The 14739-nt window shown below is 72.1% G+C and carries 14 protein-coding genes; 4 read left to right on the plus strand and 10 right to left on the minus strand.

What is annotated here, in order from left to right; all coding sequences use genetic code 11:
- Positions 1-27 precede the first annotated feature (27 nt).
- Positions 28-3621 (minus strand): DNA polymerase III subunit alpha, encoded by a 3594-nt coding sequence (dnaE, locus tag AC1VM9_RS19320; RefSeq protein WP_481344537.1) that lies wholly within the window; start codon positions 3619-3621, stop codon positions 28-30.
- A gap of 151 nt (positions 3622-3772) precedes the next feature.
- On the opposite strand from dnaE, the gene AC1VM9_RS19325 reads away from it, so the two are divergent.
- The 3 genes from AC1VM9_RS19325 (at position 3773) to AC1VM9_RS19335 (ending at position 6140) form a co-directional block, all read left to right on the plus strand.
- Positions 3773-4474 carry an RNA polymerase sigma factor gene (locus AC1VM9_RS19325; protein WP_481344536.1) on the plus strand — a complete coding sequence of 234 codons (702 nt, stop codon included), beginning with the start codon at positions 3773-3775 and terminating at the stop codon, positions 4472-4474.
- Positions 4467-5273 carry a hypothetical protein gene (locus AC1VM9_RS19330; RefSeq protein WP_481344535.1) on the plus strand — a complete coding sequence of 269 codons (807 nt, stop codon included), beginning with the start codon at positions 4467-4469 and terminating at the stop codon, positions 5271-5273. Before AC1VM9_RS19325 ends, AC1VM9_RS19330 begins: the two co-directional genes overlap by 8 nt.
- A 93-nt stretch (positions 5274-5366) precedes the next feature.
- Positions 5367-6140: a hypothetical protein gene (locus tag AC1VM9_RS19335; RefSeq protein WP_481344534.1), complete on the plus strand. Its 774-nt coding sequence runs from the start codon at positions 5367-5369 to the stop codon at positions 6138-6140.
- 5 nt (positions 6141-6145) lie between these two features.
- Here the strand turns inward: AC1VM9_RS19335 and AC1VM9_RS19340 are convergent, their stop codons facing one another.
- The 3 genes from AC1VM9_RS19340 to AC1VM9_RS19350 form a co-directional block, all read right to left on the minus strand.
- Positions 6146-7096 carry an RluA family pseudouridine synthase gene (locus AC1VM9_RS19340; RefSeq protein ID WP_481344533.1) on the minus strand — a complete coding sequence of 317 codons (951 nt, stop codon included), beginning with the start codon at positions 7094-7096 and terminating at the stop codon, positions 6146-6148.
- Complete coding sequence (locus AC1VM9_RS19345) at positions 7089-7736, minus strand: signal peptidase II (protein WP_481344532.1); 648 nt, start codon at positions 7734-7736, stop codon at positions 7089-7091. Before AC1VM9_RS19345 ends, AC1VM9_RS19340 begins: the two co-directional genes overlap by 8 nt.
- A gap of 107 nt (positions 7737-7843) precedes the next feature.
- The gene (locus AC1VM9_RS19350) at positions 7844-8332 is read right to left on the minus strand and encodes a TraR/DksA family transcriptional regulator (protein WP_483123735.1); all 489 of its coding nucleotides are present in this window, start codon (positions 8330-8332) and stop codon (positions 7844-7846) included.
- Between AC1VM9_RS19350 and AC1VM9_RS19355 the strand changes: the two genes are divergently transcribed.
- Positions 8316-9443, plus strand: coding sequence for a hypothetical protein (locus AC1VM9_RS19355; protein WP_483123736.1), 1128 nt, complete (start codon positions 8316-8318; stop codon positions 9441-9443). The two genes, AC1VM9_RS19350 and AC1VM9_RS19355, sit on opposite strands and share 17 nt — an antisense overlap.
- Here the strand turns inward: AC1VM9_RS19355 and AC1VM9_RS19360 are convergent.
- From AC1VM9_RS19360 to ftsZ, 6 genes are all read right to left on the minus strand, one after another.
- On the minus strand, positions 9355-10566 hold the full coding sequence (locus AC1VM9_RS19360) for a DivIVA domain-containing protein (RefSeq protein ID WP_481339015.1): 1212 nt from the start codon (positions 10564-10566) through the stop codon (positions 9355-9357). The two genes, AC1VM9_RS19355 and AC1VM9_RS19360, sit on opposite strands and share 89 nt — an antisense overlap.
- 131 nt (positions 10567-10697) lie before the next feature.
- On the minus strand, positions 10698-10982 hold the full coding sequence (locus AC1VM9_RS19365; protein ID WP_481339017.1) for a YggT family protein: 285 nt from the start codon (positions 10980-10982) through the stop codon (positions 10698-10700).
- An 84-nt stretch (positions 10983-11066) separates the two neighbouring features.
- Positions 11067-11549: a cell division protein SepF gene (locus tag AC1VM9_RS19370; RefSeq protein WP_481339019.1), complete on the minus strand. Its 483-nt coding sequence runs from the start codon at positions 11547-11549 to the stop codon at positions 11067-11069.
- Positions 11550-11592: 43 nt separating this feature from the next.
- A complete protein-coding gene (locus AC1VM9_RS19375; RefSeq protein WP_483123737.1) occupies positions 11593-12375 on the minus strand; it encodes a YggS family pyridoxal phosphate-dependent enzyme in 783 nt (260 codons plus the stop codon).
- Positions 12372-13133, minus strand: coding sequence for a peptidoglycan editing factor PgeF (pgeF, locus tag AC1VM9_RS19380; protein WP_483123738.1), 762 nt, complete (start codon positions 13131-13133; stop codon positions 12372-12374). The genes AC1VM9_RS19375 and pgeF overlap by 4 nt, the downstream gene beginning before the upstream one ends.
- A 99-nt stretch (positions 13134-13232) precedes the next feature.
- Positions 13233-14576: a cell division protein FtsZ gene (gene ftsZ, locus AC1VM9_RS19385; RefSeq protein ID WP_483123739.1), complete on the minus strand. Its 1344-nt coding sequence runs from the start codon at positions 14574-14576 to the stop codon at positions 13233-13235.
- Positions 14577-14739 lie beyond the last annotated feature (163 nt).

Genomic DNA, 14739 nt, shown 5'->3' on the forward strand with positions numbered 1-14739 from the left:
CCACTCCCCCGACGCCGGCCCGGTGCCTCAACCGAGGCAGGCCGGCCCGAGCAGGGCCTTGAGGTCGCCGAAGAGCGCCGACGTGGCGGTGACCCGCAGCGAGTCGTCGAGCGACATGAGCACCGACCGCCCCGGCTGGGTCAGCTTGACCTGCACCTCGGTGGCGCCGGGGTGCTCGCCGAGGACCCGTTTGAGGCTCTCGGCGACGGCGGGCGTCGCGCGACCGAGCGGCAGGGTGACGACGACGGGGCCGCGCGGGCCCTCCTTGATGTCGGGGATCGTCAGCTCCTGGGCGAAGATCGAGATCGAGTCGTCACGCGCGCTGACGCGACCCTTGACGGCGCACACGGTGTCCTGGGCCAGCATCGTCGAGTACGTCATGTACGAGGAGGGGAAGAAGAGGCACTCGATCGCCCCGTCGAGGTCCTCGACGGTCGCGATGGCCCACAGGTCGCCCTTCTTCGTGCGCTTGAGCTGCAGGCTGGTGATGAGGCCCGCGACCGTCACCGGCGTGCCGTCGGGCTTGGCGTCCTCACCGAGGAGCGAGGCGATCGGGGTGTCGGCGTGCGCCGACAGGATGTGCTCGATGCCGAAGAGCGGGTGGTCGGACACGTAGAGGCCGAGCATCTCGCGCTCGAAGGACAGCAGCGTGGACTTGTCCCACTCGCTCGGGGGGACCGGTGGCAGGCCGGCGAACGGGTCGACCCCCGCGCCGTCCCCGTCGGCGTCACCGAAGCCGAACGAGGCGAAGAGGCTGTCCTGGCCGATGGCCTGCTGCTTCTTGACGTCGACGAGCGCGTCGACGTAGCGCTCGTGCACCTCGACGAGGCCGCGACGGCTCTCGCCGAGCGAGTCGAAGGCGCCGCCCTTGATGAGCGACTCGATGGTGCGCTTGTTGCACACGACGGCGTCGACCTTGTCGAGGAAGTCCTTGAACGAGGCGAACGTGCCCTTGTTCTCGCGGGCCTCGACGATCTTGTCGACGACGTTCGTGCCGACGTTGCGGATGGCGGCCAGGCCGAAGCGGATGTCGGTACCGACGGCGGCGAAGTTGGCGACCGACTCGTTGACGTCGGGCGGCAGCACCTTGATGCCCATGTGGCGGCACTCGTTGAGGTAGAGCGCCGACTTGTCCTTGTCGTCGCGCACGCTCGTCAGCAGGGCGGCCATGTACTCGGCCGGGTAGTTGGCCTTGAGGTAGGCGGTCCAGTACGACACGAGCCCGTAGGCGGCGGTGTGCGCCTTGTTGAACGCGTAGTCGGAGAACGGGACGAGGACGCCCCAGAGGGCGGCGATCGAGGCCTCGTTGAACCCCTTGGCCTTCATGCCCTCGGAGAAGGGCACGTACTCGGCGTCGAGCACCTCCTTCTTCTTCTTGCCCATGGCCCGCCGGAGCAGGTCGGCGTTGCCGAGCGTGTAGCCGGCCAGCTTCTGGGCGATCTCCATGACCTGCTCCTGGTAGATGACCAGGCCGTAGGTCATGCCGAGGATGGGCTCGAGCGCCTCGACCATCTCCGGCTGGAGCTTGCCCTTCAGCTGGGGGTCGAGGGGGATGAGCTCCTGCTTGCCGTTCTTGCGCAGGGCGAAGTTGGTGTGCGCGTTGACGCCCATCGGCCCGGGCCGGTAGAGCGCGAGGGCGGCGGAGATGTCCTCGAAGTTGTCGGGCTGCATGAGGCGCAGCAGGGCACGCATGCCGCCGCCGTCGAGCTGGAAGACGCCGAGGGTGTCGCCGCGACCGAGCAGCTCGTAGGTGGCCGCGTCGGTCATGTCCTTGGACAGGGCGTCGAGGTCGATGTCCTCGTCGCGGTTGGTCTTGATGTTCTCGATGGCGTCGTCGAGGATCGTCAGGTTGCGCAGGCCGAGGAAGTCCATCTTGACCAGGCCGAGCGACTCGCAGCTCGGGTAGTCGAACTGGGTGATGACCTGGCCGTCCTGCAGCCGCTTCATGATCGGGATGACGTCGATGAGCGGCTCGCTGCTCATGATGACGCCGGCCGCGTGCACGCCCCACTGGCGCTTGAGGCCCTCGAGGCCCTTGGCGGTGTCGACGACCTCCTGGAAGTGGGTCTCGGTCTGCACGAGCGCCCGGAAGTCGACGCCCTCGTTGTAGCGCTTGTGCTCGGGGTTGTAGATCTCGGCGAGCGGCACGCCCTTGCCCATGACGTCCGGTGGCATCGCCTTGGTCAGCTGCTCACCGACGCTGAACGGGTGGCCCATGACCCGGGCGGCGTCCTTGACCGCCTGCTTGGCCTTGATGGTGCCGTACGTGACGATCTGCGCGACGCGCTCCGAGCCGTACTTCTCGGTGACGTACCGGATGACCTCACCGCGCCGGCGCTCGTCGAAGTCGACGTCGAAGTCGGGCATCGACATGCGCTCGGGGTTGAGGAACCGCTCGAAGATGAGGCCGTGCGGCACGGGGTCGAGGTCGGTGATGCCCATGGCGTAGGCGCACATCGAGCCGGCACCCGAGCCGCGGCCCGGGCCGACGCGGATGCCGTTGCGCTTGGCCCAGTTGATGAAGTCGGCGACGACGAGGAAGTAGCCCGGGTAGCCCTTGGAGACGATGACGTCCTCCTCGAAGGCCGCCTGCTTGCGGGCGTAGTCGGGCACCCCCTCGGGGAAGCGGCGCTGGAGGCCGGTCTCGACCTCCTTGATGAACCACGACGTCTCGTCCTCGCCCTCGGGGCACGGGAAGCGCGGCATGAAGCGTCCCTCGCCCTCGGTGAAGGACACCTCGCAGCGCTCGGCGATGAGCAGCGTGTTGTCGCAGGCCTCGGGCAGCTCGCGCCAGAGGTGGCGCATCTCCTGGGCCGACTTGAGGTAGAAGTCGTCGGCGTCGAACTTGAACCGGTTGGGGTCCATGAGCGTCGAGCCGGACTGGACGCACAGCAGCGCGGCGTGCGCCTTGGCGTCCTCCGCGCGCGTGTAGTGCAGGTCGTTCGTCGCGACGAGCGGCAGGCCGAGGTCGCGCGCCAGGCGGATGAGGTCCTTCTGCGTGCGCCGCTCGATCTCGAGGCCGTGGTCCATGAGCTCGACGAAGACGTTGTCGGCGCCGAAGATGTCGCGCAGCTCCCCGGCGACCTCGCGCGCGTCGTCGTACATGCCGAAGCGCAGCTTGGTCTGGATCTCGCTCGAGGGGCAGCCCGTGGTGACGATGAGGCCCTTGCCGTACGTCGAGAGCAGCTCGCGGTCGATGCGCGGCCACTTCGTGTACACCTGGTCCAGGCTCGCGATCGAGGACATGCGGAAGAGGTTGTGCATGCCCTCGTTGTTCTCGGCGAGCATCGTCATGTGCGTGTACGCGCCGCTGCCGGAGATGTCGTCGCGGCCGCCGTCGCCCCAGCTGACCTTGGTGCGGTCGGTGCGGTGGGTGCCCGGCGTGATGTAGGCCTCGACGCCGATGATCGGCTTGACGCCGGTGCCCTGGGCCTTCTTCCAGAACTCGTACGCACCGAAGATGTAGCCGTGGTCGGTGGTGGCGAGGGCCGGCATGCCCATCCGCGCCGCCTCGGAGAACAGGTCGCCGATGCGCGCCGCCCCGTCGAGCATCGAGTACTCCGTGTGCACGTGCAGGTGCACGAAGCTCTGGTCGTTGCGCGGGGCGGGCTGGCTCGACATCGTGGACGAGTCTAAGCCCGGCCACCGACGGCCCCGGCGCGTCGCCCGACGTGTCGCACGAGGTCCGACGACGGGTGTCCCGGCCGCTCGTGCCGGTGGCCCGCGAACCGACCGGCGCGCCGCGGTGTAGAGGACACGTCGGGGCGCGACGATGGTCGGGTCCGCAGCCCCCGCCGAGCGGATGGAGACAGGGATCAGCACGATCGACCGCAGGACGGACAGGTCCGGGGACCCGGGCGGCAGGCCGGCAGGGGCTGCCGCCGAGGACGCCGCCGGCCGTGCCTCCGACCACGCCGCCGACCACGCCGCCGAGGAGGCCGCGGCCCTGGCTCGGGTGCGCGCCGGCGACCCCGGTGCGTACGCGGTCCTCGTCGTGCGGCACGCCCCCGTCGCCAAACGGCTCGCCGTGCTGTCCGGCGCCGGGGACGAGGCCGACGACGTGGTCCAGGAGGCGTTCGTCAAGGCCTATGCGGCGCTGCCCCGGTTCCGGGACGGCGCCGGGTTCCGGCCGTGGCTGCTGCGGATCGTCGTCAACGAGACCCGCAACGCGCTGCGCGGCCGGTCCCGTCGCGCGCTGCGCGAGCTGCGGGTCGCCGTCCGAGAGGCCGCGGAGGGGGGCCGCGGCGACCCGGTCGATCCCGCCGAGGCGGCCGTGGGCGCCGACCGCCGCGCCGGTCTGCTCGAGGCCCTCGACGCCCTGCCCCTCGACCTGCGAGAGGTCGTGACGTGCCGCTACCTGCTCGAGCTGTCCGAGGCCGAGACGGCCACGGTGCTCGACGTGCCCGCGGGCACCGTCAAGTCACGGCTGCACCGCGCCCTCGCCGCCCTCCGGGAGGTGCTCACCGATGCCTGAGCCGCACCACCGCACGGGACCGGATCCGGGCTCCGGGCTGGAGCGCGAGCTCCTCGAGCTCGGCCGGCTCCTCGTGACCGACCCTCCACGAGAGGACCTCGCCGCGTCGGTCCTCGCGCGGGTCACCGCGCCCGCGGAAGGGCTCGGTCGCCCCCGACCGGCGCGGCGTCGGCTGGCCTGGGCCGTGGCAGCGGCCGTCACCCTGGCGCTCGCCCTGGTGCCGCCGGTCCGGGCAGCGGTGGTCGAGCTGCTGCGCCTGGGCGGCGTCGTCGTCCGCGAGGTGCCGCGCCCCAGCGCCTCGGCGCCGGACTCCCCGCGGCCCACCTCGTCGGCCGGGTCCGGGACGGCCACGGCGTCGGGCACGCCGGTGACGCTCGAGGCGGCCGCGCGCGCCGTCGGCGCACCGGTCGCGGTCCCGGCTGCCCTGGGGCAGCCCGACACGGTCGTCCTCGCCCACGGCGGGCGGGTCGTCGAGCTGGCGTGGGGACCCCGTACGGCGACGAACGGCGTGCCGACGCGCCTCGACGTCTTCGTCGGGTCGCTGTCGTGGGGCTACCTCAAGACGGTGTGGGACGCCGTCACACCGACCCGGGTGTCGGGCCACGACGCGCTGTGGTTCGGTTCCGCGCACCGCATCGAGTGGGTGGACCGTTCCGGCAGCACGCATGCCGAGCAGCCGCGCCTCGCCGGTCCGACGCTCGTCTGGGTGGTTCCCTCCCCGGGTGGCGAGGTGACGTACCGGCTCGAGGGGCCGGCCGACCTCGCCACGGCGCTGCGCGTCGCCGGCTCGGCCGGCTGAAGGGCCCCGCGACCCCGACCCGAACCGACGGTGCTCCGGCGGTGTTGACGTACTGACGCCCGGACGCCGCCGGGCCCGCCCGAGGAGGAAACCGTGAAGAGACCGCGCATCCCAGCCGTGCTGTCCGCCGCCGCCGCCACTGCGGTCGCGATGCTCGTCGTGCTCGTCGGCGCCGCGGCCCCGGCCTCGGCCGGAGGACCCACGTCGGTGATCGTCGTCCAGTACGCCGGCTCCAGGGCCGCGGCGGCCCTGACCGGCAGCCCCGTCTACGCCGACCTCGAGCGAGCGCTCTCGCCGTACGACCCGCCGCGCGGGGAGCGCACCGCGACGGCATCGTTCATGGGCACGACCCTGCGCCTGACGTGGCTCATCCACGACGTCACGCCGTGGCGCATCGACGGCGTCGTCATCGACGGGAACGAGGTGTGGGTCGAGACCGCGATGAGCACCAACGGCACCGAGGACCTCTTCTCGATCCCGTCGGTGCGCCACCGCCCGGCCGACTCCGCGCTGCTGCTGCGGACGCTCCGCTCGCTCGGTGTCCTCGGTGACGCGCCCCGGGGCGCGGCTGCCCCGTCACGCTCGACCGCCACGCCTGCCACGGCATCCGCGCCGGCCACGGGCACAGCCGGGCTCGGCCGGGCGGCGACGGCAGGGCTGGCCGGGCTCGCGCTCCTCGTCGGCGTGGTCACGGGCCTCGCCGGTGTCCCGACGCTGCGGCGCCTCCGCTCCCCGCGGCACCCCTCCGCCGCGGGCGACGCCGGAGCACCCCCGCGTCCGGAGCCGGTCGGCTTCTCGACCGACCCGGACCAGGGCAGCTCACCCCGGCAGAGCCCGCCCCGACCTTCACGCTCCGGTCGAAGCTGAGGCTCTCAGAACGTCGCGGCGACGTCGAGGGCGTGCTGGAGGTCGTCCGGGTAGGGGCTCTCGAAGTGGACGTACTCACCCGTACCGGGGTGCTCGAAGCCGAGGCCGACGGCGTGCAGCCACTGCCGGTCGAGGCCGAGCCGGGCCGCGAGCCTGGGGTCGGCACCGTAGAGGGGGTCACCGCAGCACGGGTGGTGGAGCGCGGCCAGGTGGACCCGGATCTGGTGCGTGCGCCCGGTCTCGAGATGGATCTCGAGGAGGCTCGCGTGCCGGAACGCCTCGAGCACCTCGTAGTGGGTCACCGAGGGCTTGCCCGTGCTCATGACGGCGAACTTGAACTCGGCGCCCGGTCGCCGCCCGATCGGCGCGTCGACCGTGCCGACGAGCGGGTCGGGCAGGCCCTGGACGAGCGTGTGGTAGGTCTTGTCGACCTGCCGGCTGCGGAACAGGTGCTTGAGCCGGCTGTAGGCGTACTCGCTCTTCGCCACGACCATGAGTCCGGACGTGCCGACGTCGAGCCGGCTGACGATGCCCTGCCGCTCGGGAGCACCTGACGTCGAGATGCGGTAGCCGGCCGCGGCGAGGCCCCCGACGACGTCGGGCCCGGTCCAGTTGAGGCTCGGGTGGGCGGCGACGCCGACCGGCTTGTCGACGACGACGAGGTCGTCGTCGTCGTGGATGATGCGCATGCCCGGCACGGGTTCGGCGACGACCTGCAGGCTGGGGCTGGCCTCCGCCCGCGGCAACGACACCTCGAGCATCGCCCCGGCCACGAGACGCTCCGACTTGCCGACCGACCTGCCGGACAGGGCGACGTGCCCCGCCGAGGCCAGCTCGGCGGCCTTGGTCCGGGACACCCCGAAGAGCCGGGACACGCCGGAGTCGACGCGTTCGCCCTCGAGCCCGTCGGGCACGAGGACGGTGCGGGCCTCCCCCACGGGCAGCGCCTCAGTCATCGCCGCGCTCCCGACCCGACGCCTCGGCCGCCTCGGCCGCCTCTGCCGCCTCTGCCGCCTCGGGCGCGTCGGCCGCCTCGGCGGCGCGCTTGTCCCGCTCACGTCGCCCGTCGACGCCGATGCCGAGCATGGCCAGGATCACGACGAGGCAGGCCGCGCCGACGATCCAGATGTCGGCCACGTTCCCGATGAACCAACGGTTGTAGTCGATGAAGTCGACGACGTGCCCCTGACCACCGCCGGGCGGCCGGACGAACCGGTCGGTGAGGTTGCCGACGGCCGCCCCGAGCAGGAGCCCGAGGGCCAGGGCCCACGAGCGGGAGCCGAGGTCGCGGGCGACGACGACGATGGCGACAAGCACCGCGAGCGCGATGCCGGTCATGACCCACGTGTTGCTCGCCCCGAGCGACAGCGCCGCCCCTGGGTTGCCGATGAGCTTGAAACGGATGACCTCGCCGATGAACGGCCGGGGGCTGCCGTCGGCCAGGGTCGCGAGGGCGACGGCCTTGGTGACCTGGTCGCTGGCGTAGGCGACGACGGCGACCGCGGCGAGCATGGCGAACAGCCGCCTCCGGCGCGTCGAGGTGGGACGCGGGGACGAGGCCCTCGCGGTGGGCGGTGCGGTGTTCTCGGTGCTCACGGTCTCTCGGTCGGACGCGACGCCGGCCCTCGCTCGCGGACGAGCGAGGGGCGGCGCCGCGTCCCGGGTCGGTGCGTCGGCGTGCCTCAGCCTGCCGGCGGCGTCGTTCAGTGGCGGTCCTGCTTCTCCTGGCATGACAGGCACAGGGTCGCACGCGGACGGGCCTGCAGTCGAAGCTTGCCGATCGGGTTGCCGCAGTTCTCGCACACGCCGTACGTGCCGGCCTCGAGCTGCTCGAGCGCGTGCTCGGCCTGCAGGAGCCCGGCGCGCGCGTTCGCGGCCACCGACATCTCGTGCTCGCGCTCGGCCGTCTTGGCGCCGGCATCGGCCTGGTCGTCGCCCGCCCCGTCGCCCGACGAGCGCAGGAAGCTGTCGAGCTCCTCCTCGGCGATCTTCAGCTCGACGCGGTGCTGCTCGATCTCCTCGAGGAGGACGCCGCGGACCTCCGCGATCTCGTCCTCGCTCCAGGGGCTCTCGTCGTCCTTGACGCGCAGCGTCTCGGCGATCTTCTTCGCGCTGGTGCGCGAGGTTCCGGTCCTGGCCCGCGTGCTCGCGGTCGTCGCGCTCGGGGTGCCGGTCGTGGGGCTCGTCGTCACTGCTGCCTTCTCGGGTCGTGGGGCCGTCTGCGCGGACGGCCGGGTGGTCCTCGCGCTCTGGCGCGCCGGAGTCGTCTTCGTCGTCTTCGTCGTCTTCGGAGTCGTCGTCTTCGGAGTCGTCGTCTTGGTCGTCGCGGTCCTGGTCGTCGCCTTCTTCGTCGCGCCCGTCTCGGGGGTCCCTCTCGGGGCCGGGCTCGTGGCCGTGGCCTTGTTCGCGGCGCTCTTCTTGGCCGTCGTCGCGCTCTTCGTCGCGGACTTCTTCGGGGACGTGGTCGCTGCGTTCTTCGCGGACTCCGTCGTTGCGGACTTCGTCGCAGTCCGCGTCGCGGCGGTCTTCGTCGCGGACTGTCTCGCAGTCTGCCTCGCGGCAGGTTTCGTCGTGGACCGTTTCGCGGTCTTCTTCGGGGCAGGCTTCGTCGCGGACGTCTTCGCGGCGGTCCTGCTCGGGGTCTTGCTCGCGGTCTTGCTTGCGGTCTTGCTTGCGGTCTTGCTTGCGGTCTTGGTCGACAGGCCCCTCGTCGTCCTCGCCGCGCTCTTCTCCGCCGTCGTCGCGCTCTTCGTGCTCTTCGTCGTGGTCGGTCTCACCGTGGACTTCGCAGGGGACTTCGCCGGGGTCTTCGCGGCGGTCTTCGCGGCGGTCTTCGCCGCCGTCCTCGTCGCGGGCGCCGTCGTGGCCTTGGCGGTCTTCCGGGTCTTCGCGGGCGTCGGGGACGCGGTCGTCTGCGCGGGGGCCTGCCTCGTCGCCTTCGTCGCGGCGGCCCTGGCCGTGCGGCCCACTGCCGACACCGCCCGCTTGGCCGCGGACGTCACCGCCGCCGCCGTCCTCTTCGCCGCCATGGCGTCCACCTCCGTCGCTCGTGCTGTCGACGTTGCAAGTGCGGCTGACAATAAGCCCCGCGCGGGTCCGGCACAAACACGAAACGCTACGGGAGGCAAGAGTCGTCCTGGGCACACAACGCGGGCCGCCCGGGATGGTTCCCGAGCGGCCCGCGTGCGTCTGTCGAGGAGGGTGAGAGCGCGCCTCAGCCCTGGGTGTCACCGGCGCCGGCGTGCGCTGGCTCCTGGACGCTGGCGTCGAGGTCCTGCAGCTGGCTCTCGATGTAGGACTTGAGGTTCGAGCGGTAGTTCTTCTCGAACCCGCGCAGCTCGCTGATCTTGCGGTCGAGCAGCGACTTCTGCTTGTCGAGCTCCTCGAGCAGCTGGGCCTTGCGCTGCTGCGCCTCGGCGACCATGCCCGTCGAGCGCTCGCGCGCCTCGGTCAGCATCTCGTCCCGCTTGGTCGCGGCGTCGGCGAGGATCTGGTCGCGCTGGGAGGTGGCCTCGGCGATCATCTGGTCACGCTGGGCCGCGGCTGCCGCCGCGAGCTGCTCGGCCTGACGCGTGGCCTCCTCGTGACGGGCCTGCCCGGCGTTGACGAGCTCGTCGTGCCTGGCCTGGGCCGTCGCGATGAGCTCGCGGTGACGGTTCTCGGCCTCGGAGATCAGCTCGTTGCGACGCGTCTCACCCGCGGCGACGTGCTCGTCGTGGAGGCGCTGTGCCAACGCGATGACGCCGGCGGCGTCGGTGGTGCCAGCGGGCGCAGCAGCGGCTGCCGCGGCAGCGGGCTGGATGCGGGCGGCGGCCTCGGCGTCGGAGTTCGCGCGGGCGGCACGCTCCTCGGCGGCGCGGGCGTTCTCCTGCGCCTTGGTCATGCGGGCCTCGACCTCGCGGGCGCTCTCCTGGGCCTTGGCCAGCCGGGACTCCGCGTCGGCGACCTTGGTGTTGAGCTCGTTGAGCTTGGCCTGGGCGTCGTTGAGGGCCTTGGAGTCGACGGCCGCCTTCGCGGCGGCCTCGGCGCGCTCGGCCTCGGCCCGTGCGCGCTCGATGCGCTCCTTGGCCTGGCGCTCGGAGTTGTCGGCCTCGGCCTTGGCCTTGGCCGCACGGTCCTGGGCTGCCTTGAAGGCGCGCTCGGCGTCCTGGATCTTGGCGGTGAGCCCGCCGAGCTTGGCGTCCTCACCGGGACGGCCGACGACCGGCATCGCGGCGGTGGCGCCGTCCGCGCGGACCGCCGTCTGGTTCTTCGACGCGCGGCAGTCGTTGAGCTGCTTGAGGTAGTCGTCGCGCTGCTCGATGAGAGAGCGCATCTCGGCCACGATCTCGTCGAGGAAGTCGTCGACGTCCCGCTCCTCGTAGCCCCGGCGGAACTGCGTGGTCTGGAAGTGCTTGTTGAGCACCTGTTCCGGCGTAAGCGCCATGTCTCACCTCGATGCAGACGTAGTGGTTCGGGTCCAAGGTATCTAACGTTCCGGTCACGAACCAAAGCCGTGCCTCGCGGTGCGCGCCGCAGGCCACGGCCCGCCCGCAGCGGCGCGCCGCCGACGGTCCGCTAGAAGTAGCTGGGGACGTTGAGCGCGAGCGAGGTCAGCAGCATCAGGACGAGGAAGCTCAGGTCGAGCCGGACGCCGCCGAGGTTCGGCGACGGGATGACCTTGCGCAGCGCCCGCAGGGGTGGGTCGGTCACCGTGTACACGGCCTCGGCCAGGACGAGCACGACCCCGGTGGGGCGCCAGGACCGCGCCAGCATCTGCACCCAGTCGAGCACGAAGCGGCCGATGAGGGCGATGAAGAAGAGGAAGACGACCACGCCGTAGATCGTCCAGAACGCGTCCATGTCGTCAGTGTCGCCGATGCGCGCGCGTCAGGAGCCGGCGGGGTGCTGTGTGGTCACTGTGCGTCGCCGGCCGGCAGGCTCGCGTCAGCTCTGGTTGAAGAACCCGCGCGTCGACGGGGACGGCGCCTCCGGCTCGTCGGCCGAGATCTCGACGTGGGCCGGCGACAGGAGGAAGACCTTCGACGTGACCCGCTCGATGGTGCCGTGCAGGCCGAAGACGAGACCGGCCGCGAAGTCGACGAGGCGCTTGGCGTCGGCGTCGTCCATGTCCGACAGGTTCATGATGACCGGGACCTGGTCGCGGAACCACTCGCCGATGTTCTTGGCCTCGTTGTACGTGCGCGGGTGGATCGTCGTGATGCGGTTGAGTCCGCCGACCTCGGGCTCACGCACGACCGCGGCGACGGGACGACGCGTCGGCAGCTGCGTGACGGCCGCGGTGTGCTCGGGCTCGTCGTCGTAGCGCTCGGGCTCGTCGTACGCCTCGTAGTCGTCGTAGCGCTCGTGACGCTGGTCCTCCTCGCTCAGTCCGAGGTACACCATCGTCTTGCGCAGTGCCCCTGCCATGGCCGGCTCCCAACGTTCGGATCGTGCTGAATCGCTCCCGACGTTACAGAAGTGACGGGCGTGAACCGAGGATTGCCGTGCCGACACGCAGGTGTGTCGCGCCGTGGCGCACGGCCGCCTCGAGGTCGCCGCTCATGCCGGCCGAGACCCACGTGGCGTCGGGATGCTCCTGCCGCAGCCGGCGGGACAGCTCTTGCACCGTGGCGAACGACGCGTCGGGGTCGGCTCCGAGGGGAGCGACGGCCATGAGCCCGCGCAGCCGCAGCGCGGCCTGCGCCTCGACCGCGGCGGCGAGCTCGTCGAGGGTCTCGGGAAGGGCTCCGCCGCGGGACGTGTCTCCGTCGAGGCTGACCTGCAGGAGGACGTCGAGCGCGTGGTCGGGGCGCCCGACCCGGTGGGCGCCCTTGGCGAGGCCGTCGACGAGCTTGGTCCGGTCGAGGCTCTGGACGACGTCGGCGTACTGCGCCACGTGGGCTGCCTTGTTCCCCTGCAGCCGCCCGATGAAGTGCAGCACCGCGGCGTCCTCGCCGCGCCCCCATCGCCCCCTGCCACCTGACTGCTCCTCGAGCACGTGGCGCACCTGCTCGTACTTCTCGGCGGCCTCCTGGTCACGGTTCTCGCCGAAGTGCCGGACTCCGAGGCCGTGCAGGAGCAGCACGTCGGAGGCCGGGAAGAACTTCGTCACCACGACGAGGGTCACCTCGCCGGGGTCGCGACCGGCGTCGGCACAGGCCCGCTCGATCCGTGCCTCGACCGCCTCGAGGGCCGCCCGCAGCTGGTCGCGCCGCGCCGCCTCTCCCTCCGCGCGCACGGCCGAGGCGCTCATGCCGTCGCCCCGCGACGCACGACGACACCGGCGAACCGGCCCGTCGTGCCGTCGCGGCGGTAGGAGTAGAGGTCGCGGTCCTCGCGGGTGCAGCCGGGCACCCAGGCGACCGGGACGCCGGCATCGGCCAGCTGCTCGACGACGCCGGCGGCGACGTCGACGGCCGGAGTGCCCTGCCACGACCGGGCGGCGGCCGCAGGGGTGACCGCAGCGGCCGCGCGCGCCATCTCGGCGGGAACCTCGTAGCACCGACCGCACACCGAGGGGCCGACGGTGGCGCGCACCGAGCGGGCGCCGAGGTCGCGCATCGCCGCGACGGCGCGGGGCACGATGCCCGACACCATGCCGGGCCGGCCCGCGTGGACGGCCCCGACGACGCCGGCACCGGCGTCGTGCAGCAGCAGCGGCACGCAGTCGGCCACGAGCACCGCGAGCGCGAGCCCCGGCGCACGCGTGACGATCCCGTCGACGGCCGGCGGTTCGCCCGTCCACGGGCCGTCGACCTCGACGACCTCCGTGCCGTGCACCTGGCTCATGAACAGGAGGCGCTCGCGCGCCACCCCGACCTCACCGGCCAGGGCCGCGCGGTTGGACTCCACGGTGTCGGGGTCGTCGCCCACGTGGCCCCCGAGGTTCAGCCCGGTGAACGGCTCCCGTCCGGTCCCCGCCGAGCGTCCGGTGAAGCCGAGGTCGACGCGGTCGGGGACGGACCCGCCGGCGGGGTCGTCGGCCGAGGGTCCGGAACGCCAGAAGAACACGGGGCCAACCTACCGTCGCGCCCGGAGCGACCGACGGGAGGCGCCGCGTGGGGCGCCTCCCGTCGGGGTGGTCCGGTGTTCGGGCGAGGCCCGGGGGCCTTACTTGAGGAAGTCGGGCACGTCGAGGTCGTCGCTGTCCTCGAAGGTCACCTGACGCGGCGGCTGGCTCGAGCGCGGGGCGACCGGCTGCTGCTGGTGCTGCGGCACCTGGTGCGACGGGGCCTGGTGCTGCGGCGCCTGCTGCTGGACGGGGGCCTGCTGCTGGGTCGGCAGCTGCTGCGGCACCGCCGCCTGGTGCGGGGCGGGCTGGTGCGCCTGCTGGCCGACGACCGGCTGCGCGGCCGGGACGCCGTTGCTGTGCGGGGCCGCGGGCTGCGCCGGAGCCGGGCGGTGCTCGGGCTGGGCCTGGTGGTTGGGCTGGTGCGACGAAGCCGGTGCGGACGAGCGGCCCATGACCTGGCCGAGGGCGCGGTCGTCGTGGCGCTGGCTCGGGCCGCCACCGTCGAACCCGGCGGCGATGACCGTGACGCGGACCTCGTCGCCGAGGGCGTCGTCGATGACGGCGCCGAAGATGATGTTGGCCTCGGGGTGCGCGGCCTCCTGCACGAGGCGCGCGGCCTCGTTGATCTCGAAGAGGCCGAGGTCGGAGCCACCCTGGATCGACAGGAGGACGCCGTGTGCGCCGTCGATGGAGGCCTCGAGGAGCGGGCTGCTGATGGCCAGCTCGGCGGCCTGGACGGCACGGTCCTCGCCGCGCGCGGAGCCGATGCCCATGAGCGCCGAGCCGGCGCCCTGCATGACCGACTTGACGTCGGCGAAGTCGAGGTTGATCAGGCCCGGGGTCGTGATGAGGTCGGTGATGCCCTGGACACCCGACAGCAGCACCTGGTCCGCCGACCGGAAGGCGTCCATCATCGAGACGTTGCGGTCGCTGATCGACAGCAGTCGGTCGTTGGGGATGACGATCAGGGTGTCGACCTCCTCGCGGAGGCTGCCGATGCCGGACTCGGCCTGGTTGGCGCGTCGTCGGCCCTCGAAGGTGAACGGGCGCGTCACGACGCCGATCGTCAGGGCGCCGAGGCCGCGGGCGATGCGGGCCACGACCGGCGCGCCGCCGGTGCCGGTGCCCCCGCCCTCACCCGCCGTGACGAAGACCATGTCGGCCCCCTTGAGGACCTCCTCGATCTCCTCGGCGTGGTCCTCGGCGGCCTTCTTGCCCACCTCGGGGTCGGCGCCGGCACCGAGGCCGCGGGTCAGCTCGCGGCCGACGTCGAGCTTGACGTCGGCGTCGCTCATCAGCAGCGCCTGCGCGTCGGTGTTGATGGCGATGAACTCGACGCCCTTGAGACCCACCTCGATCATCCGGTTGATGGCATTGACGCCGCCGCCGCCGATGCCGACGACCTTGATGACGGCCAGGTAGTTCTGCGGTGCTGCTGCCACGGGAGTGGGCCTTCCTGAGTGGTGGTGCCGGTGCTGCATGGTTCGGGTGAGATGCGCCTGGCGCGAGGGTTCGGACCTCAACCTTAAAGGTCGACCTGAAGGTTACAGTTTGGTCACGAACCAGTGCCCCGACGGTATGCCGTGACCCGAGGCCGATCAACCC

This window comes from Monashia sp. HAY1-11D, assembly GCF_056868035.1.